The sequence below is a fragment of the Alkalibaculum sporogenes genome (assembly GCF_009362815.1).
Taxonomy (GTDB): domain Bacteria; phylum Bacillota; class Clostridia; order Eubacteriales; family Alkalibacteraceae; genus Alkalibaculum_A; species Alkalibaculum_A sporogenes.
Window position 1 is genome coordinate 1 of sequence record NZ_WHNX01000018.1, and the last position, 19,918, is coordinate 19,918.

Below are 19,918 nucleotides of genomic sequence, written 5' to 3' on the forward strand. Positions count from 1 at the left end.
GAATGCGGATATTCAGAAGAATGGATTGAAGATAAAAAAGATATTGATAAACTTATAGTTAAATATAATAATCGCTACTAAAGCCCGTGGTCAGGTGGTGCAGACCAAAGGCTTTAGTAGCTGAATTATTTTAACTCATCCTAAGATTTTTTATGTTTTTTTTTCTTAAAAAAGATTATGTCTAGAATTAATTCTAAAATAAATTCAATTAAATGCCATCCCATTTATAAATCTCCTTTGTTTTTAACAATCTAAAAACTTATGACCTATTGGTTTTATAAAAATAAAAATTAATGCACACAAATTTATAATAGTAATCGTTATTAATATTCTCCCTAAGTTATATGCATCTAAATTATCTTTCATTAAGATAGAAAAAATTATTGTTCCTAAAATCATTAACCAACCTACTACAAATAAAATATTAACGATTATTTTTAAATTATTCTTACTCAAGCTTACTCCCCATTATAAAAAACTCCTATAATTAAAAATTCCACTTATTATTTGTCTTTTCGTTAATATAAATATCAAATGCTTTAATTCCTCTATTAGCAAGTTTTACAAATAGCATAAACCCATAAATCCCTATTCCAAACAAACCTAAAATGAATATTTGACTTAACACACGAACAACGTCCATAAACCTTCTCCTTTTTTTACTAAAAATCACTTCACCATATTTTACAAATGCGTAATATAAGTCATACATTGAGAGACCAGAGGTATCCCCTTACGACATAGCATCATTAATACGTAGGGGCGCACCTTTGGTCGCCCCATTCTACTGTTGCGTATCTATAGAAAAATATGAATTATGATCTATTTAATTAATTTCTTAATAATGCTTGTGCATTATCATAATCATTCTTATGCACATATATATAATATGTTTTTGTGTAATCCATATTTATACCGAAGGTACCAGTTCTTGATCGGTTCGATGAACCTTATGAGTTCCTTTTAATATATATTCTTAAAGCTTTAATAATCAGGTATGTAAGATATGCTCCCACACCTAAAATTAATAAATATATCAATATAACTATACTTCCTATACCACCTGGATTTATCATCATATACACTCTCTCCTCTCCTATGATCGGTTACAACATATTTTTGATTCCAAAAGTAATTTTCACATTAAATATTATGACATAATCCAATGTTAACATTGGAATTTCCCTAATAATGTAAATATTATATCACATTTTACAAAACTTTTGAATAATATAATTAAGGTCGTTAATCGGTTTTATTAAACCGACACGATATAAAGTTATCTTCTAACACTTATACGAATAACTCAATACTATTAATGAGGATTCACGTATAGTAGGGCTATTCCGAGAGTAAAAAGGACCCCAATCCACATATTGGATTGAGGTCTCTTTTAGGATATCTAGTTATAGTATTTTAATATTTTCTCATGGATAAATTACCACCTAGCCCTTTTATTTCTAGTATCTATGTGAGTAAAAGTACTGTATTTACCAACTCCACCACTAGGATTTATACTATTACAATAATTATAAACTGTACTAGGACTAATACTACTTATCCTTATATCTGCTGCAGCACCTCTGACATGCTGGCTAGTGTCTGTACTACCTATGTTCCTGTTATGCTGTTTGCAACGGATTGCGGAGTTAATATTAACAGGTTTCCCAAAATGATATCTAATTTTTTGCAATAAAATAAGTAGATTTTCATCTACTTTTACTGGGTATCCATTGCAATATTTACCTCCACATTTGCATTTGAATTCTGATTTTCTGAAATTTGAGTACTTGAAGAACATGAGCTCATATTGAGTTATTGGACCTGGCTTACCGTCCACAACTAAACCATGAGCCTTTTGAAAGTCTTTAGAAGCTTGTCTAGTTAATGGTCCTATTTTACCATCTACGACTAGCAAAGTTTTCTTTTGACTCTTCAACCATACATTTAACAGTGTTTGAATTTGTTTATTATTCATTATTTTCCACCTTTCATTATTTCGTCTGCATACTGTGCATTTTCAGAAAATGAGTTATTTTTCCACCAAGCCCATATTGTTGCCACAATCGTCAATCCAAATGATACACCGTTTGCCACTTCTTCAGGTGTGTATGGTAGTATCTGCTTGCCAGTTATTTGTAACCCTTGGTTAACTAAAGCTACTACTAAGACAGTTGTTCGTATCCATGTTTCTTTCTTTACATTTTTCAAAACCATGTTACCATCTCCTAATTTTTATTTAAAAATAGCAATGGATAAACTTACGATAGCTACTAACCATCCAAGTATCCATTGCCAATCTTTTTTGTTTTCTTTTTTATTTTCTAAGCAATTCTCAACAATAATAATTCTTTTCTCAAAGTCTGTTTGCTTTTTACGGAGACCATTATATTCTTTAATTAAGTTTGTAGTCTCTGATAGTTGTTTTTTTAATTCCTGGATCATTTCAAACAAATCTTTGTTGTCATACCAATTTTCTCCCATAGTTCACCTGCTTTCATGTTTTTATTTATAAAAAAAGACCTCAGAAGAGATCCTAATCAAACCATATTGGTTTTTCTGGTTTTACTTTATTATCAGTTACATTTAGCCATGCTTCTCTCCAGTTTCTGTATTCTTGTCTTTGCTCTTCTGTTAGACTTTCCCAAAGTATAAAGTTTTGGTACTTATCTCCAATTGCAAAAGCTTTGTTTCTCTCATCCCTTAAAACTGACATCTCAACAAATTCTACTTTTTCATGACAATATTCTAAGTTACCCTCAACCCATCTACATTGCCAAAGCTCCAAATCGTAATAGTTTGGAATATCTTCTTCATCAATCATAACCATTCTACAGCCTAATTGTTGTGACTCTCCATCCACTATTAAAGATGGGGAATGATATTCCACTCCATCTTCTTCTAAAACATGACAAGGAGCATAAGCATATATTTGATTGTCACTATCTATTAATAAGCATATTTTCATATTTTACATCCTCCCTATACCACTGCTATCCAGTTAACATCTGTACTTGTTGTATTTGTTCTATAGATATAAATTCTACAACTGGTAGTAGATTCATTTGTTACTCCCGTTTCTAATAAAGTACTCCCTGGCACTGAAGTTCTAGCTGTTGCTACTACAGAGGGTACTCCACTTAGAGTTCTTCCATAACTCGCTGTAGCATAACTAGGAGAATTTGCTGTGGGAGAAACCGATATTGTACCACTAACAAAACTACTCGAGTTAATTATTCTTTGCCCCGTCATATTTAACTCTCCACATATATGTATTGGGTTATTGTCTTTCCAGTTCAAATATAATCGACCATCAGCTCCAGATGTAGTTCTACCATCTAAATGTCTTGCCCAAAGGTCAGAGTTAAGAGCTATATAGTTGTGCGTATGACCTTCTACAGAAAGTGTTCTCCAAACTGTCCAGCCACTAACTGAGTTCCAATGCCTGTAGTAAAAACCTGTGTTAGTTTCACCATGCCCGTGATGATAACAATGTTGGGTAAACCTTGAATCACTCATTTTATAATTAACAACTATACCGTAAGCATAAGGATAAGAAGTATCGTTACCTATTGAAAACCAAGTATGCCCTATAGGGTAGTTACTTCCTGGAGTACTTGCAGGTACTGGAGTTGTGTTTGACTTGCAAACACCAGTGACTGTACCAGATACATCGATATCACCTGCTACCTCTAGTGCTGATAACCCCTCATGTACCTTACCTATCCCCACACCATCTTTACCCCAAGACATAGGAACAGCTCCAGTAGATATAGTTACATAAGATATAGTAGTGTTGAATTTATCGGTTATATCTACCCTGATATCGTAGCTATCAGTTATGGCATATACTCCATAGTAACCCCAAGTGGAGTTTCTAGTTAAATGACTTGTAGTAGCAGCTTGGTTATGCTTAGTGACCCAACTCCCATTTCTAATCCTTGACCTTATGACTATAGCTACTGTATTCTTTTCAGTCCCAGAGAGTAAACTTCGAACTACATAAGACATAGGAATTCTAATATATGTACCCATGAGGTTTGGCGTACCGTTAGAGTCGCATCTAGTAACGCTAAAACTTGAAATTTTAGGCGGAGAATAAGCTAAAACACTAATTGTTACATTCTTGGTAGCTGTTCTACCTCTACTATCAGTAATTGTAGCCGTAGCAATCCTGCCTCCAGAGTTCGGTAGATAAGGGGTTACTGCTGTTCTGCTGTTATAAGTCACACCTTCAAAAGCTATTCTGTAACTTGCTATTGAAGAGTACTTAGCCCCTGTTGCCCCTGTTATGGCTAGGTTTAATCTGCTTAAGCTTTGTACATAAGCCCCCACAACTGTCTTTACATTTGCTATATTCTCCGAGTGGGTTAATGCAGTAAAAGAGGGCACTATCGAGCTAGGAACATAAGCCGTAGCATTTCTTGTAACCGCAGAACCTATATTTGTACTCCCACTTCTTGTCTGACATGAAAGGGTCACGGTTGTAAAAGTAGCGTTGGGTATAGCTTGATACATAATATTTTGTTCTGATGTAGACAAAGTTAGAGTTGTACTCGTTCCTATACCGTTTCTTGTTGCTACCACTGTATTTCCTACCCTTAGAGTTAAATTGTGGGTAAAACTACTACTGTGTCTACTTATTGTGATTGAAGAACTCCCATTAATGTTAAAGTCTGCAAATCCTGTAATAGAGCTAGCTCTTGGTATAGTCGATAAGGTATAATTCCAACTTTTATTACTTGATGTAAATTGACTATGGGTTATATAACTTGCCATAGATAAGGTCTTTGTTCCATTCGAGTTATGTCCTATATTTTGAGTTCTTTCAAATATCTTTTTAGCTGTTAAATTGAATCTAGTGCTTGAGGTAATAGAGGCTGAGTACTGAGTACCATTAATCGTGCAATAGACTGTACCACTACCGTAAGTATCTATGTTATTAGTCTTTTGTGCCCAGACTCGGACAGTAACACTTGAGGTATTATTAGGTATACTTTGTGAATTTACAATAGCCTCAATCCAATAATATACGTTGCCACTAGTAGAAAAATTACTACTTTTAGCCATTAACCAACTCCTCCAGTCTGTAAGCCTACATATTTTATAAAAGTTATTTCGTCATTATAGCGTTCAATTTGGTGAACCCCTATTATTAGGTCATTCGTTATATTGGCTGAGGTTATGTACATCTTTTGACCGTTTATATAAGCTACTGCTTGCCCATTATCTATAAAATCCATTTGCTGATTACTTATATTTATATTTAGTGGGCTATCAGACTTACCTATGTTCATACCGCTCTCTCTAAAATTAAAGTAGGTGTCTACTTTTTCTTGTCCTTCTTCAAGACTTGAAATTTTAATATTGACTGAATCCTCTAGTACTCGTAAAGAAGCTTCTTGAGCAGATATCTTTTCTAGGACATTTTCTGAATTACCCCATCCTATAGTTATCCAGTTTTCTCCATTCCACTTATTTAAGTCTGCTCCATTTAGACTGTCTAACCACAACTGACCAACTTCAGGGTCTATAGGCTCTTCCCCCTCTACTCTAGTCTCTAAATTATGGTTACCCTCCACATCATCAATAGCTATAATCCAATCAGTAGATGTATATCCAATCTCTAACTTTAATAGGGAGTCTGATATTTCCTCTGGATTTAGAATTGCTCTGTCCCAGATAGGATAAGAAATCCCTGTTGCGCGCTGAATTATAGTAATATCCATTTTAACTACATCATCTGGTACTACAAAGGTTGCAGGATAGCTTGAATTATAACTCATAACTTCTCCCTCATAATACATAATATAACTGTTATTGAAGAATAAATTAACAGAAGAATCCTCTTGTGGATAAACAATCTCATCATGAATATTGTAAAATACTAATTCCATTTGAGTAGGAGCTTCTTGACCGTCCCTTAAGGTACTAAATAGAGTATAAGGTCTTCCAGCCTCTACAGGGATTAAAGATACAGGCTTTAAATGATACCTTTCAGCCTCTTGCATAGTGGGGGGAGACAACTCATCATATTCCACAGGTTGCCCTGTAAACGAATCAATAAGCTCCCATTTTACGGGGTCATTACTTATTAAATTTATTCCCCAGACATTTTTTGCGGTCAATTCTTCTCTAGCTACTCTTAAGGCTATCTCATTTGTATTTTGGGTTATCTTAGTTTCAAGACTTTCCACATCAGCATATATTAAACCCACAGCAGATTCTAACGTTGAATCAATATCTTCCTGTGTACTAACAGTCTTTGCTTGTATTTTAAGCGAACTAACATTAAGTACTATTTCCCCATTCTCTAGATTCCAATAGGACAATCCGTCTGGAGACTGAATCATTCCAGCTTTAAGCAATGATGCATTTAAAATTCCTGTCGTAATAAAAGATGCATTAAACGCTCCATTAAGAGTCCAAGCTGATGTAAATGGACCTTCGATTCCAGTGGATGAAAAACCAATACCTCCTAGATTAATCAACAGTACATTTTGAGCATCCTCTTTTGGGAGTGCATCGAGAACCATTATTTCATTGTCATCAATATATACATGCCCTAACTTTCCTAATTGATTAATTAAGTTACTTTGATCTGCTACGACTTTATTAAGTGTAACACCCAACTCTACTGCTTTCTCAATATCAGCTTTTATAGTACTGAATACTGCTTTAACATCTCTTTTATAATTCCCATATACTAATTTGGTTACTCGTTTCTTGTTTACGTCATAAACGTATCCTTGTACCTGCGTAGGTACTGTAACATATTTAGTTACACAATAAACAATATCGCCGATATTTAAACTTTGATTAATGTTTGCTTCCACTTCATAACTAATTTCAGGGTATTGATGAGTCTCAATATATTCTATAGCTATCTCCCTTAGCTTCAAGATTATTTCCTCATTTGTAAGTTCTTCTCCCTCTTTCTGAGGAATGTCAAATGAAATAGCCTTAGTATAAGGTTTATCGTACTGTACTTCTGAGACAAGGTATACTTCAGGCAAAATAATACCGTCAGGACCTACCGCCAATAGTTTTGTACAAACATTACCCCAGTTCTCATAAACCCTAATTCCTTGTAGGTTTTTTCCATACCTAATAGTTTCACCACGGTCTAAACCTATTGATGATAATAAATTAATTGTCCATCCGTCAAAATCAAAATTCCCACCTATTCGCTCTTGAGCAATTAGAAAAGCATCTTTTAATGTTTTTCTCACAATTCGTGCTGTCCCTAAATTTGACACGTCAGAGAAAACAGTAAAGGGGCTAGTGTTATCTGTACGAGTATTTATCCAGTCTAGCAATGCCATCCCATTTAGCCCTTGAGGATATATGTCAGCTAATATATAATCTTCACTATCAAATGCTACATGATGTGCCGTAAATCTGATTCCTCTACTATTAATTTCGGGATTTTTAATTCTAAATGGTTGTTCTCCTTTTGATTTCGTTGGAACAACTATTATATTGTCGTGAGCAATATATTCTTTATAATCAATTGCTATTTCAAGTTCGACATACCATCCATCAAATCCTTCCTTTTTAGTTTCAATGCATTTTAAAGGTTGGATGGCTATGTTACCGTTTGTACTATAATTTTTATCATCTGCATTAAAGATTTTAATCATAGCCACCTATCCTTCCTTTTCATTTCAATTATGCATGTTCCACTATGTAAAATGATCTCGTTTATTCCCGTATTAAGTTTTGGGTACTCCAACCCTATTTCAATGTTCCTCGAACGTGATAAGCCATCATATTTTTCTGTCATTTCTTCACAATCTATTTCTACATATGGATCTGTAAATGTATAAGTAAATCTAACACCATTTATAGTTATATCCACCGTTCCGTTACCGGTCAATTTTATTAAAGGTTTAGAATAGATATTACCTCCGTTTAATACTGTTGTAGTAACTACATCATATTCATCATTCGTTTCATACCAAAATGGATCTCTAATATAAGATACTTCTGCTTTTTTAAGCGTAACAAATCGGTCTACATCATACCCATTATAAAAACGCGCTTTAGTGATTCTATTATTAAATTCTAATTCTCCAGGTCCATTTAGCCATGCAATAATGTTGTCAATTTTAGAAACATCTAATATTTGTAATTCAATATCTTTTTCTACTGATCCATAGCCATGTTCAATAAAATCTTCTCCATCTTTCCCATCAATATTAATAGATTCTACCAAGAGAGATGCTTTTGCAATAAAATTCTCTTCAACTGCAATTACCTTCATATCGTTACTTGATATACCTTTAAATTTAAACATTATGTCATCACCTCAATCATCCTCTTATCCACCATTTTTGCTACTCCATTTTCATCTACGTACATGGCCATGGTAGACATCACTGATGCAAACGCTCTAGCCATTTTATTATAGTCAATTAAATCTGTATTGCCCCCAGAGCCGTTCAATGGTGTTACCCTCGTTCTGCTGCCTTGCTGGGTTAAAAGCTCTGCTCCAGCCTCACCAACGATTGCTGCTCCACCGTATAGATATCCCCCGTCAGCAAGCATTGGAATCCTTGGTATGTTGACTCCAAAATTTTTGCCACCCAGTCCAGGAACCCAACTAGGAATCTTAACAGATATTTTATTGAGCCCTCTTATTGCTCCATTTATTAGAGATATTACTCCATTGAGTGGGGCTTTAATTAAAGCGCCAAGCCCTTTCATTATGTTTCCAAAGATATCTTTAATTCCATTCCAAGCACGTGACCAGTCTCCTGTAAATACTCCTGATATAAAATCAATCAAACCTCTAAATATGCCAATAATACTTGAAATGATCGTTCCTAATGATTCAAGTAAGGATCCTGCAACCCCAATAATTCCAATTACTATACCTCCAAATGTTTTTGAAACTACTTGGAAAACAGCTGTTAAAACAGGCCCGAATACAGAAATAAACCAATCTACTATGGGTTTAATACTTGTCCATAGTCTTGCCATTTCGACCATAATGCCGCCAACAAACTTTACCCAACTATCCCATAACGGCTTAATTCCTTTATTCCACACCATCAGCATAACTTCTTTAATGCTATTAAAAATCGGTTGTATCACAGTTTCCCATATTTTTTTCAAAGTGTCTTTTATGGAATCCCATGCAACAATCATTGCTTTTTTAAAAGTTTCATTTGTATTCCATAGTTGTTTAAATGCTAAAACTACTGCTGCAAATATTGCTATTATTGCAACTATTGGAGCAAGTAAAGATGTGAATGCAGTTGATAACCCTGTTATTCCTGTTGCACCTGTTGCACTTGCGCCAGAAAGACTTGTTACAAGTGTAATGATGCTACTTAGACCACTAGCCATAGCTCCAAATATAATTAGCAATGGACCTATAGCAGCTACAACTCCGATAATAGCTAAAACAATTGTTTTAATACTACTATCTAGCCCAGAAAACCACTGAATAACCTCTGTTACCTTTTGAACTAATTTAGTCATATATGGAAGTAGTATTTCTCCTAGTTCTGTTGCCATTTCTTTAAAAGACTCACTCATTATTCTCTGCGAATTTGCAAATCCATCAGAGGTGTTTGCAAAATCACCTGCAGCATTATTGGTTTTCGTCATAACATATTCATACCGGAGCATCACTTTTTCTGCTTCTGTCATTTCTTTGTATGATTCTTTTGCACCTTGTGCCATGGCAAACTGTTCAAGGTTTGCTTGTGTCATTACAACTCCAAGCTTTTTAAGAGATTCTGTTTCTCCAGTATAAATAGCATTAAGAGCAGTATTGGCTACATCAATTTTAATATTTTTGAATGAGGATAGGTCAGCTGCTCTTTTTGTGAGCTCTTTTCCCATATCTGCAGCTTTATCTGTGGATATATCCATTGATGTACCCATATCCCCGTATGTTGCTACCATATCTAATGCAGTCTGCTGAGCTAATCCCATATCTTCAATTGATGATTCAGACCATTCTTTTACAGAATTAGCACTATCACCAAATATAACATCTGTTTTTGACATTGTTTCTTGTAAATCAGATGCCATGCCTGTTATCTTAATACCACCAGCTATAGCCCCTGCAGTAAATATAGACATTTTTTTTCCTGCTGCAGTTGAATTTTTTCCAATTTTGTCTAGATCATTTGCAACATCTGTCCAATTTGCAGTTTTCATTTTTTTGCTAACTTCACCAATTGACTTTCCGTATTCTTCCATTTGACGTTTCGCATTATTTAGCTCTGTTCTTTTCTTTTGTATAGCAGTTTCATTTCTATTTTCGGCATTTTCAAGAGCCACTAATTCATCTTCAAGAATATTTACCTTATCTGCGTAACTGTCATATGCATCCTGAACAAACTGTAACCTTAGAGCTAACTTATCATATGTTGAGGTATTTTTATCTAACTGAGCCTTTTCAAGCTGATAGGCAGAAGTTAACTCTTGCATATCTTGAGTAACAGCTTTTATTGACTTTCTGAAATCTGCAGTCCCATCAGCTTTAAATTCTAGACCAACCCTTTTTAAATCACCTGCCATAGATTAAATCCCTCCTTTCAAATCAACAAATTCTTTTATCATTTCATAAAAGTCAAAAGGGTCAATCCACCAAAAATCAGACTCTGATAATCCAATTTGATAAGCCATGACCCTTAATTTATTGAAATTTATTTCTTCTTGGATGAGGGATAGGTCTTTTTTTTTGATAAAGCCTTCTCTTTCTTCTTTTGTTCTTCCATAAGATCAATAGTACTTTTGATTAATTCTTCATTAATCAGAAAATCCACTTCCTCAAAATCACAATTATAACGAGAACCATTCAAAACTGCATATATTACTTTTGAAATAGCATCTGTGAATTTTTCTATTTCTTCATCTTCAAGTTCGTTCATGTCAAACTCTTCACCATGTTCTTCAGCAATTTTATTAAGCTCTATCATTTCTGTCCTAAATGGTATCATAAGTTTTGATGTCTTAAATGTATATGTAAGCTCTACTTTATCCCCATTAGCAAGTAATACTGATTTATTCATCTATTAAACCTCCGGCGGTATAACTGGCATAGTTGATGGTGAATGTATTACTTGGCCAAAGAATAGATCTTCAGTTAAGCCCGGTGGAAATGTTGTCATTTCTGTATCTACATATACATTTGTATTTCCTGATGAATCAAATGGCAGTGCTTGAATAGTTAATGTGTCATTTTGTTCAGATGGGGAACCTTCTGAAGTAGACGCTTCATCAGATTTAGTTATTAGTTGGCATTTTGGAAACCATTGATATTTGGCGTGACTACCTGTCTTAACAACTACTTTCCCAAATGCAAAAAACGGTTTCGTTTGAGCTCCACCAGATAATACCAGACCACTTGCATCTATATTCTCCCCTCTCATTTTTGCTAAATCGTCAGGATCTATCGCTACAACCTCTACTTCAATTTCATCTGATGACCTCAAAGTTGGTGTATCATATATTTTCCCTGAAGCATAAACTGGTTCGGACTCTTCATTCTCGGTAGTACTAACGCTTTTTACTACTTCAGATTTTGCCGGTGTACCTGCATAAGTCATTGCATCCATGTCAGTTGCAAAATCATAGTACAGTGCACCAACTGTTTGTTTTCTTGCTGGTTTCTTTGTTGATATAGGCATAATTAATTACCTCCTAACTTTAATTTTTTTATCATTTCTAACTGATATTTTGTTTTATTTCTATTCCATGTAGGTTTTAAATGTGGCTGTGCACCCATTTTATAAGATCCATGCTCAAGAATAGGACCATGGTACTTTCTCCAACCTAATCTTACTTTAGAGCCTGATTTTAGATTATCCCTCCACACTCCTACTGTATCAAGTATATGAGTGTATCCACCTTTTGAAATTTGAGATCTAGGTTTTGGAAGCCTATTTATGTCTTTTGCAAGTAATTCTGCTCCTGATTCTAAAACATTGTCAATCTGGTTTTCTTCTGTTCTTGCTAATATTTCAGCTAATTCACTTTCCAAATCGTTAATTCCACCTAAAAAATTATCCTCGTTCACATTCTACTCCTGTGTAGTAGTGGAAGATCTTATCATTCTCATTAAATTCTACAAAAATATCAGTATTTATTCCTAGTTCAATGAGTAGATCCTCTAATTTATCTACTTTTAATTCATCCGGCACCTTTGAAAATACAGATATTTGTACTGTTTCTGTCTTTTCATAAGTATTACCAGATGCTCTTATTGATGATCTGGCATAACCCCAATACAATGCACGGGGGAATACGCTCAAATCTTCTTCCCTAAACTGCCATTCTCTTAAGTTTGTGAAAATTATTTTAACTTTTGCTGCAAGTTCATTTTTGGTTATCATTCTGCCACCTCTTCAATCTCATAAGCTTCTGTGTATTTAGATAAAGTAATGTCAGTTTCCTGAAATCCAGTAGAATTTACTGCTGTTACAGAATTTTCTATCTTGTACATAGATTCACCAATCTTTAAATAACTCTTATTTTTAAATCGAATAGGTCTTGTTCTGATTTTACGAGTTACTTCAATGCCTTGAGCTTTATACACCATTTTCGTATTATCAAATATCTGCAATTCATTAAATGGTACTGCTATTCCTACTTCTCTAAGCTTATCAAGTGGATAATCTTCTGTTTCGTTGTGAAATACTTCATAAATAATAAAAAAACCATCAAGGTAGACTGGTATTCTTTTAGAGTTATTCGAAATTCTCAATTTGCAGCCCCCTTAGGTCTCCTTGATAGTTTTGGTGAAATTCATCTAATACCCCATAATAGGAGTACCGTGCATAGTTTATTACATATTCTCTAGCTGTAAGATTTTCTGCTATGTCAAATTGTCCAATTTTTGATATAAGGTAAAAGGCACCATTTTTCAGGTGTCTTTTCAGTCTATTTTTTATTCTCATGTGTTCCTGGTTATTCGAATCGAGGAATAACTGAAGTTCATCCTCTAACTCTAATTCAAGCGCATTCAGTTGTTCTTCAGTCATTGTTTATCCTCCTATCCTACTACTTCTTGAGTTTGTACAATGCCCTCAACAGATACTGGTTGTACGAACGGAGTAAGTCCACTGATATCAAACACGATTGACATGTTGTCGTTGATAATTCTGCCGTTACCATAAGCTATAGTCCTATATGTACGAACATGATCTAAGAACTTAAAGTCGTTTGAGAACTGAACTCCAACTTTAGTAAGTCCCATTTGATATGATTCAGGTAAAAATGCAACCATTCTATCAGTAGGTACATGAGCACTCTCGATGATTTCAACATTGATGTATGACAAAATACTCTGATAGTTTCCGTTAGTAAATACTGTAGATGCAGGAATAACTTTACCTAATCTATCAGCTGGGTTAACTACTAGTAAAATTCTACCAAGTTTTCTTTTGCCACCATTGGTAAGAGGGATTAACTTAGGTGCGAAATCCTCAGGTTTAAATGATGTTAATGCTACAGGTGTTTTGTTAGGATGTACTCCGTCCACAGCTCCTGAAAGAGATTTTACTAACCCAATAGGTCCTTTTTCTCCAGTTCCAATAACAGAACCCTCTTCAATTCCATCTTCTAAAACTTCTATAAGTACAGTTCTTACATATCTATCAATCCATTCTGGTCCTAAATCAAGAATAGCCTCAGGAACATACATAAATCCTGATAGTTTATAAGCATCAACATTAAATCCTTTGATAGTTGCGCTAATTTCAGATGTTATTGCATCCGTCAATTCGCCCCAAAGAACTTTTCCAGTGTACTCAGATGTAATAAATTTATTTACACCTGCAGGAACAGTCTTAAAGTACTTTAGCAAATCATGACTTGTCTTAATTTCTTCAAATACAAAATTTGATGTTGTCTCAGGAAAGATATTAATGTCAGTAACAGTTATAGATTGTTGGGGTGAGAATACTTTGTTGTAGAATTCTTTTTCCCCTACAGTTAGCGTTCTTAAACCCATCTTTGTTGCATTCTCTTTGTTTGCCTGTAGTTCATTAAAATCCGACTTATACTGACTAACAATCTCGCTTGAATTTGCTTCAATCAGCTGATGCATTGCTTCAACAATCTTTTCTGATTTTTGTTCCCCTGGTGCTTCATTTATTTCCTTAACTAATTCAAGATACTTTTCATTTTTTTCTAAATTTATCATTTCTTCTACCTCCAATATTCATCCCATGAGGATGTATTTTTATTTTCTAGTTCTTTTAATTCTCTATTCTCTTTTTCCAAAGACTTAAGTTTTGCTATTGTGGAATGAAAAGTCTTTGATTCTAACGACTGCTTTGCAGCACTTTCAATTTTTGACGTTGCAATTCCCCACTCTAATGCTTCATCTTCTGTTATCCATGTCTCAGCATCCATAATATCTTTTATGGTACTCTCCTCAAGGTTTGAACCTTCTTTGTAAATTTTAATTGAAGATTCCTCCATCTTTCTTAAGCCTGCTATTTCTTTTTCGAGTTCATTAGCATTCCCTGCTGTATATGTCCATGGATTATGCCACATGAGTAATGATCCGGTGTTCATAATTCTTTTGGATCCTGCCATGAAAATCACAGATGCAATTGAACAAGCAAACCCATCAACAATGGTTGTTACATTCTTTCCACTGTTTTTGAGCATGTTGTAGATTGCTAAACCTTCTGCAACTTCACCACCATATGAGTCGATATGTACATCAATATTTGGAGTTTCTACAGCATCAAGTTCTTTTTTAAAGCTAAATGCAGATACGTCCGATTCAATCCATCTCCATGATGTGATATCACCAAAAATACTTACTTCTGTAGTATCATCATCAATTTGCTTGAATTGAAAGAACTTTGCTGGTTTCTCTGATTCATTAGGCTTATTATTTAATGTCATGAAATATATATTTTTTATATTCACCCTTTCTCACCTCCTTTAAATTCTGATTCAGTTCCATAGTTTTTAGACCAGTGTCTGTCATCAGCTCCTTCATCTGTTGTAGGGAGCATTTTAAATAAGCCTCTAATCTCATTGTGAGTAAATCCAATTCCAAAGAGCTTTTCCAATGCCACTGCACTGTCTAAAATATCTCTATGATTAATTTTTGTAGCATCAATGAGTATTTGATCTCCTTTTAGATAATTAGCTTTAGAAATAAGCTTTGCGTTTAATTCATCTCCTATTAGCTCAAGAAATATTTCTACTCCTGTGGTTATCCAATCGTTCATTGCATTGCTTTTTTCGGTAGTTCTACCAATAAAAATATCGATAGGTATATTCATTCCTATAGCTACTGATTCCATTGTTGTATTTATCATTTTCACAATGTCTTCCGAATTTTGTCCTGTTACTTTGCCTAATTCCTCTAATTCTTCTCCAGTTTGCAATGGTACTATAGCATTGGGAGTAGTGAAAATCTTTTCGAATAATTTATCTACATATTGTTGTGCTTTTGTTTTTTCAATTTCTTCTCCCTCAGTTGTGGTATCTGGAGTTGCTCCGATTCCTCTTCTTGCTGTAGATGTTCCTGTATTAAATTTATATTTTTTCCCATTGTTCTGCTTGTAATTATTCACTGCAGCATCAAGAATCCCACTTAGCTTTTCATAAAAATCACTCATAGTCTTACTGATAGTCATATTCTCAATTGTAAGATATATCGCATCACCCATTAGATATGTTTTGTTCGTGTTTAAATTATTTATGACAACATCATAAAACTCCCATGGCTTGTATGCATATATTCGCTTAGAAAATGATTCTGCTAGAAAAAGTTCGTTCGTATAGCCTTGGACAATTAATACTTCTCCATTTTTAAAAAGTTGAGTAATGGCTTTATTCCAAAATACTGTAGCATTACTATTTTGATTGGGTCTAATGTTAAGAGTATAATAGAGATCATTTTTTACACTCATTAATTTGTTGCCCTCTTTTTTAATTCTTTGAAACTCACATTTGCTAATAACATTTGCATACAGCGTTATTCCTCGTTGTATAGCAAGCTCATTAACATATAGTTTGACTGCATCAGAGTAAATACTAGAAACTTCTACATAGTTTGCTTTGTTAAATAAAAAGTCTAATAATCCCAATCTCTCACCTCCTCCTATAAATATGGATTTCCATCTGGATTCCACTCTGGTATGTCTAACCGAGATCTCTCACTCATAGCATGTACAAGAGCCATGAATCCATCATTTTTCCTAAGCTTAGGCTCAATCTTAAAGTATGTTTTATTCCCTTTTCCATCTCTCTTAACACCTGTATTTTGTGTGAACCACCGCATACAAGGATCATCACCATATATCATATGTCCATTAGCATAAATAACATCCATTACTGGGGCAATTTCATTTTGTGTCCATCCACCTGATCTAACATGTACAATTTCACCATTAGGATTTTCCTTAGTCACAACACTTAATTCCCTTGCTTCAAAATCATCACTGATAGCTTCCCATCTAAATTTATCCATTGATAGAATCTGGACATTAAAAAAGACTGCGTTCTCAAAGAACCAGTCTAGGATTAAATTAGGATCAATCGTAGGAGTATCTACTATAGTTACAAAACCTTCATCCTCCCATTTTTGAAGAGGTGGCTTTATTGATTTGAAAAAAGGTGAATTTTTATTTATCCAGGTATGCTGCATCCAGCAATAATCATTTCCATTCTTCCAAAGAAATCCACCAGATGCAAAGTCATTTAATTCTGCGTAGTCCATCCCAAATATAGCTAATGCTTTATTGGGATTCGGTAGTGGTCTTTTGGTTTTTAATATTGTTTCCCATTTACAAAATACTGATTCTGCATCCTCTTTCGGTAAATTCATTCTTTTAGTGATGAAATCTGGTCTCATATGAGGCATATCTTGCATCAGCGCGTAGTCTGTTTCGATTTCTCTTTTCAATACTGGCATATAGGGTAATGATGGATTTGCTTTCACCCACATCTCAGGTTTGTCAATTTCTTTTTCATTATCTAACCTATAGAGTATAGGACATAGTTTTGAATTAGGAAGTAATCCTTTTAATCTTTTTTCTGACAATGCTTTATAGTCATCAAGTGGACCTTCACGAATAGATCCATCAGTGGTAATAATAACTACCCTTGGATTTTGAACTTTTCCTTTCCCTCTCATATGTACATTGATGTTTAAATAATTCTCATACTGATGAAATTCATTAAATATAATCATCCCTGGTCGCTTACCATCTTTAGTTTTACTATTTGAAGTATTGTAAGTAATTTTAGAATGTGTTTTTCTATTAATAATAACTTCAATCGTCCACCGGAAAAACTTCTTCATTTTGTCTTTATAGTCTTCCATCCGGTTATAGATAATTTCTGTTAGTCCCTTGGCTTGTTCTTCGCTATTTGCTACAACATCAACATTATAATTTTTTATACCATGGTAGTGTGTTGTCAGAAAATCTGCCAAAGGAGCCATAAATCCATCTTTGCCATTTCCTCTACCTTCCATGATGAAAAAAGTATCAAATGTAGTGAACAGCTTTGTTTCATCTTCATAAAAGAAAAACAAAGCATAAATAAACTTTTGGAATGGAAACATTTCATAGTAATATTTTTCAGTATATTCCAAGCACTTATAAAAAGTATCACTATCAAAATATGCATTAGATTTTAGTAAAGGTTTTACTATATTCTTAACGAGAAGTAAAATATCTGTTGATTTTGGTTCTTTGCTTTTTATATAATCATCTATTTCTTTACAATAGATCATCTTCATCAGCAGCCTTAGGTTTTTTTAGATCCAATTCCGTTAAAACTTTAAGCATCTGAGCATTCACTTTCAAAAGTCTATCAACAGATTCATTAGGCTTTGTTTGAAAGAAACCGTTCCCGGTTTTCACTCTTGATCTAATCCCTTTTGTGTGAATATCATCTATTAATAAATTTTTAAGTTTGATTAGTTCAACATAGTCCTCGATCATATCCTCATACTGTTTCCCAATCATTCCATTATCGTCTAATTGCTCCAATAAATCAGTACGAATTTCACACTCTTGTTTAAGTCTCAAATCATTGAGTTCATTATTTTTTCGTTTAGCCACCTATACCCACCCCCTTTATACGTGCGAAATAAAAAAAATCCCCACAGTCTACCCCCTTACAAACGCTTGCCTCAACGATTAGGTATTTTTGAGAATTACCCCGGGGGTATCTACCACCTTTCATCGTTTATCTGAGGTTTCTTTTTATATTCCTTGAACTTAAACCAAGCTCTACCTTCTACTTCGTTATGACATCTGTAGCAAAGACTAACTAAGTTCCATAACTCTTTGGCGTACTCAGGATATTTCTCCACCGAATATATATGATGAACAGTCTTAGCTATTGTTAGTGTCTTCTTTCTTTTGTTAGGATATTGTTCACTATCCCAATTATGATTACATCTTTGGCACTCATAATGGTCACGTTCTAATGCACTAGGTCTAAGTTCTACCATCCATTCAGCACGCCAATAAAACTTATTTTTTTCTCCTGCTTCCACCAGTTCCCTTACGTTGCTTCTCTTCAACTGGCTTCACCTCTGGAACTAATTCATTTTCTGTGTCATCTATATCAGGAAGTATATGTTGTTCTGTTTCTACAATAGTTACATCTTCCTTTAAATCTTTGGGAATAGAAATGCTGTGAAATACATTGAAACCTCTTTTTTCGTACAATCTAATATATTTAATGGCTTCCTCTGGGCTTTTAAATGTCATGTCCATCATCCAAAAGAAATCTCCTTTAGATAATCCATATACATTATTTACTTTATGATTCTGGTCAAGATATTTTTTTATATAATTTTCATCAACAAACTTTGAATTATTTGTTCCTACTAGATACATTACTTTCTACCTCCTATACTTATTTGTTTCTTATAAAAAAGACACCCTCTCGGATGCCTTACTTTTCATTTAACTTTTCTATATTTTTATTAAGTCTACCTAACTGTTTTATTATAAGCCAGTTCTGTTCGACTAATGCAGATAAGTAAGTAACCTTAGCCTGTTCTTCTGCTTTAGCAAAACTTAATGCCATACCAGCTTTAAATAAACTATTCCCTGTTAAATCGCCTGCTATTCGTTGTAATACTACTAAATCTTTCTTATCTAAATCTTCTAGTTGATATCTGTCCATAAATTGTTGTAATTTCTGCTCTTCTTTTTCTTCTTTACTTTTTTTCTCTCCAAACAGTGCCATATTTAACCACTCCTTTTCTACTATTATAATATATTAGAGTAATTACTTATAGACTTTTTTAATGCATCGGTTAAATGGACAATACCATTTCTCAACGTTTATCTTTACTACCCATATACATGTTTTGCATTTAGATTTATCTCTCATAATTTTCACCTATAAAAAAAAGAAACTGCAATTGCAGCTTCCTCGACTTTCTTATAGCATAACACAAGTTGGGTGACATAAAAGTGACATGTTTTTTAGAGATTATCTTTACTTATCTTTTTATGACTTATAAATGCATTAATGAGAAATAATACTACACTTGTTACTTTAAGAGTATAACTAATAATACTCGTGTCACCACTCCACCATGCTAGGATAATTGTAAGCAAAAAACAAACTGCCCCAAATATCCATGAATTTCTTGAAACAATATGTTTCTTATTAATATCTCTATCCAGTTCTTTCTTATTAATAATTAAGTAAACAACCAAAATTATTCCAATGACTATAAGTATTACACTAACCCAAAGTAACCAATCCATTTTTATCCCACCTTTTGTAAAATATATTATACCATATTTTTACTAATACATTTTATCTTTAATTAATTAATCTTGATATATTGAGTTATCCATATCTTATAATTGTGTGTAACTCACACTAGTATAGGTTTCGCTTGTAATATCAATACTTTGAGCTAGATTCCCAAATATCAATTCACCCTCAC

General features: G+C 33.8%; 25 protein-coding genes. All 25 read right to left on the reverse strand.

Annotated elements, in window-relative coordinates; genetic code table 11:
* Positions 1-243: 243 nt before the first annotated feature.
* On the reverse strand, positions 244-456 hold the full coding sequence (locus GC105_RS11380) for a hypothetical protein (protein ID WP_152804853.1): 213 nt from the start codon (positions 454-456) through the stop codon (positions 244-246).
* A 31-nt stretch (positions 457-487) separates the two neighbouring features.
* Positions 488-643, reverse strand: coding sequence for a hypothetical protein (locus GC105_RS16935; protein WP_193708398.1), 156 nt, complete (start codon positions 641-643; stop codon positions 488-490).
* A gap of 795 nt (positions 644-1,438) precedes the next feature.
* Positions 1,439-1,978 carry a D-Ala-D-Ala carboxypeptidase family metallohydrolase gene (locus tag GC105_RS11385; protein WP_152804854.1) on the reverse strand — a complete coding sequence of 180 codons (540 nt, stop codon included), beginning with the start codon at positions 1,976-1,978 and terminating at the stop codon, positions 1,439-1,441.
* On the reverse strand, positions 1,978-2,217 hold the full coding sequence (locus tag GC105_RS11390) for a phage holin (protein WP_152804856.1): 240 nt from the start codon (positions 2,215-2,217) through the stop codon (positions 1,978-1,980). Before GC105_RS11390 ends, GC105_RS11385 begins: the two co-directional genes overlap by 1 nt.
* Positions 2,218-2,235: 18 nt before the next feature.
* Positions 2,236-2,484, reverse strand: coding sequence for a hypothetical protein (locus GC105_RS11395; protein ID WP_152804858.1), 249 nt, complete (start codon positions 2,482-2,484; stop codon positions 2,236-2,238).
* Between the two features lie 52 nt (positions 2,485-2,536).
* Complete coding sequence (locus tag GC105_RS11400; protein ID WP_152804860.1) at positions 2,537-2,968, reverse strand: hypothetical protein; 432 nt, start codon at positions 2,966-2,968, stop codon at positions 2,537-2,539.
* A 14-nt stretch (positions 2,969-2,982) separates the two neighbouring features.
* A complete protein-coding gene (locus GC105_RS11405; protein WP_152804862.1) occupies positions 2,983-5,070 on the reverse strand; it encodes a DUF859 family phage minor structural protein in 2,088 nt (695 codons plus the stop codon).
* Entirely contained in the window at positions 5,070-7,643 is a 2,574-nt protein-coding gene (locus GC105_RS11410) for a phage tail spike protein (RefSeq protein WP_152804863.1), read from the reverse strand. Before GC105_RS11410 ends, GC105_RS11405 begins: the two co-directional genes overlap by 1 nt.
* Positions 7,640-8,299, reverse strand: coding sequence for a phage tail domain-containing protein (locus GC105_RS11415; RefSeq protein ID WP_152804865.1), 660 nt, complete (start codon positions 8,297-8,299; stop codon positions 7,640-7,642). Before GC105_RS11415 ends, GC105_RS11410 begins: the two co-directional genes overlap by 4 nt.
* Positions 8,299-10,539: a phage tail tape measure protein gene (locus GC105_RS11420; protein ID WP_152804867.1), complete on the reverse strand. Its 2,241-nt coding sequence runs from the start codon at positions 10,537-10,539 to the stop codon at positions 8,299-8,301. The genes GC105_RS11415 and GC105_RS11420 overlap by 1 nt, the downstream gene beginning before the upstream one ends.
* A 128-nt stretch (positions 10,540-10,667) precedes the next feature.
* Positions 10,668-11,033 (reverse strand): hypothetical protein, encoded by a 366-nt coding sequence (locus tag GC105_RS11425; protein WP_152804869.1) that lies wholly within the window; start codon positions 11,031-11,033, stop codon positions 10,668-10,670.
* A 3-nt stretch (positions 11,034-11,036) separates the two neighbouring features.
* The gene (locus tag GC105_RS11430; protein WP_152804871.1) at positions 11,037-11,651 is read right to left on the reverse strand and encodes a major tail protein; all 615 of its coding nucleotides are present in this window, start codon (positions 11,649-11,651) and stop codon (positions 11,037-11,039) included.
* Between the two features lie 2 nt (positions 11,652-11,653).
* On the reverse strand, positions 11,654-12,040 hold the full coding sequence (locus GC105_RS11435; RefSeq protein WP_152804873.1) for an HK97-gp10 family putative phage morphogenesis protein: 387 nt from the start codon (positions 12,038-12,040) through the stop codon (positions 11,654-11,656).
* A complete protein-coding gene (locus tag GC105_RS11440; RefSeq protein ID WP_152804875.1) occupies positions 12,027-12,356 on the reverse strand; it encodes a hypothetical protein in 330 nt (109 codons plus the stop codon). The genes GC105_RS11435 and GC105_RS11440 overlap by 14 nt, the downstream gene beginning before the upstream one ends.
* A complete protein-coding gene (locus tag GC105_RS11445; RefSeq protein ID WP_152804877.1) occupies positions 12,353-12,727 on the reverse strand; it encodes a hypothetical protein in 375 nt (124 codons plus the stop codon). Before GC105_RS11445 ends, GC105_RS11440 begins: the two co-directional genes overlap by 4 nt.
* Positions 12,711-13,004 (reverse strand): hypothetical protein, encoded by a 294-nt coding sequence (locus tag GC105_RS11450; RefSeq protein ID WP_152804879.1) that lies wholly within the window; start codon positions 13,002-13,004, stop codon positions 12,711-12,713. Before GC105_RS11450 ends, GC105_RS11445 begins: the two co-directional genes overlap by 17 nt.
* An 11-nt stretch (positions 13,005-13,015) precedes the next feature.
* Positions 13,016-14,167, reverse strand: coding sequence for a phage major capsid protein (locus tag GC105_RS11455; RefSeq protein WP_152804881.1), 1,152 nt, complete (start codon positions 14,165-14,167; stop codon positions 13,016-13,018).
* Positions 14,168-14,172: 5 nt separating this feature from the next.
* Positions 14,173-14,883, reverse strand: coding sequence for a head maturation protease, ClpP-related (locus GC105_RS11460; protein ID WP_193708399.1), 711 nt, complete (start codon positions 14,881-14,883; stop codon positions 14,173-14,175).
* Between the two features lie 20 nt (positions 14,884-14,903).
* Positions 14,904-16,079: a phage portal protein gene (locus GC105_RS11465; protein WP_152804884.1), complete on the reverse strand. Its 1,176-nt coding sequence runs from the start codon at positions 16,077-16,079 to the stop codon at positions 14,904-14,906.
* A 14-nt stretch (positions 16,080-16,093) separates the two neighbouring features.
* A complete protein-coding gene (locus tag GC105_RS11470) occupies positions 16,094-17,737 on the reverse strand; it encodes a terminase TerL endonuclease subunit (RefSeq protein WP_152804886.1) in 1,644 nt (547 codons plus the stop codon).
* Positions 17,718-18,062 carry a P27 family phage terminase small subunit gene (locus GC105_RS11475; protein WP_152804888.1) on the reverse strand — a complete coding sequence of 115 codons (345 nt, stop codon included), beginning with the start codon at positions 18,060-18,062 and terminating at the stop codon, positions 17,718-17,720. The genes GC105_RS11470 and GC105_RS11475 overlap by 20 nt, the downstream gene beginning before the upstream one ends.
* Before the next feature lie 110 nt (positions 18,063-18,172).
* Complete coding sequence (locus GC105_RS11480; RefSeq protein WP_207706976.1) at positions 18,173-18,502, reverse strand: HNH endonuclease; 330 nt, start codon at positions 18,500-18,502, stop codon at positions 18,173-18,175.
* Positions 18,480-18,848, reverse strand: a complete 369-nt coding sequence (locus GC105_RS11485) for a hypothetical protein (protein ID WP_152804890.1) — start codon at positions 18,846-18,848, stop codon at positions 18,480-18,482. Before GC105_RS11485 ends, GC105_RS11480 begins: the two co-directional genes overlap by 23 nt.
* 58 nt (positions 18,849-18,906) lie before the next feature.
* Positions 18,907-19,203 carry a hypothetical protein gene (locus GC105_RS11490; RefSeq protein ID WP_152804892.1) on the reverse strand — a complete coding sequence of 99 codons (297 nt, stop codon included), beginning with the start codon at positions 19,201-19,203 and terminating at the stop codon, positions 18,907-18,909.
* A 242-nt stretch (positions 19,204-19,445) separates the two neighbouring features.
* Positions 19,446-19,733 carry a hypothetical protein gene (locus GC105_RS11495; protein ID WP_152804894.1) on the reverse strand — a complete coding sequence of 96 codons (288 nt, stop codon included), beginning with the start codon at positions 19,731-19,733 and terminating at the stop codon, positions 19,446-19,448.
* Positions 19,734-19,918 lie beyond the last annotated feature (185 nt).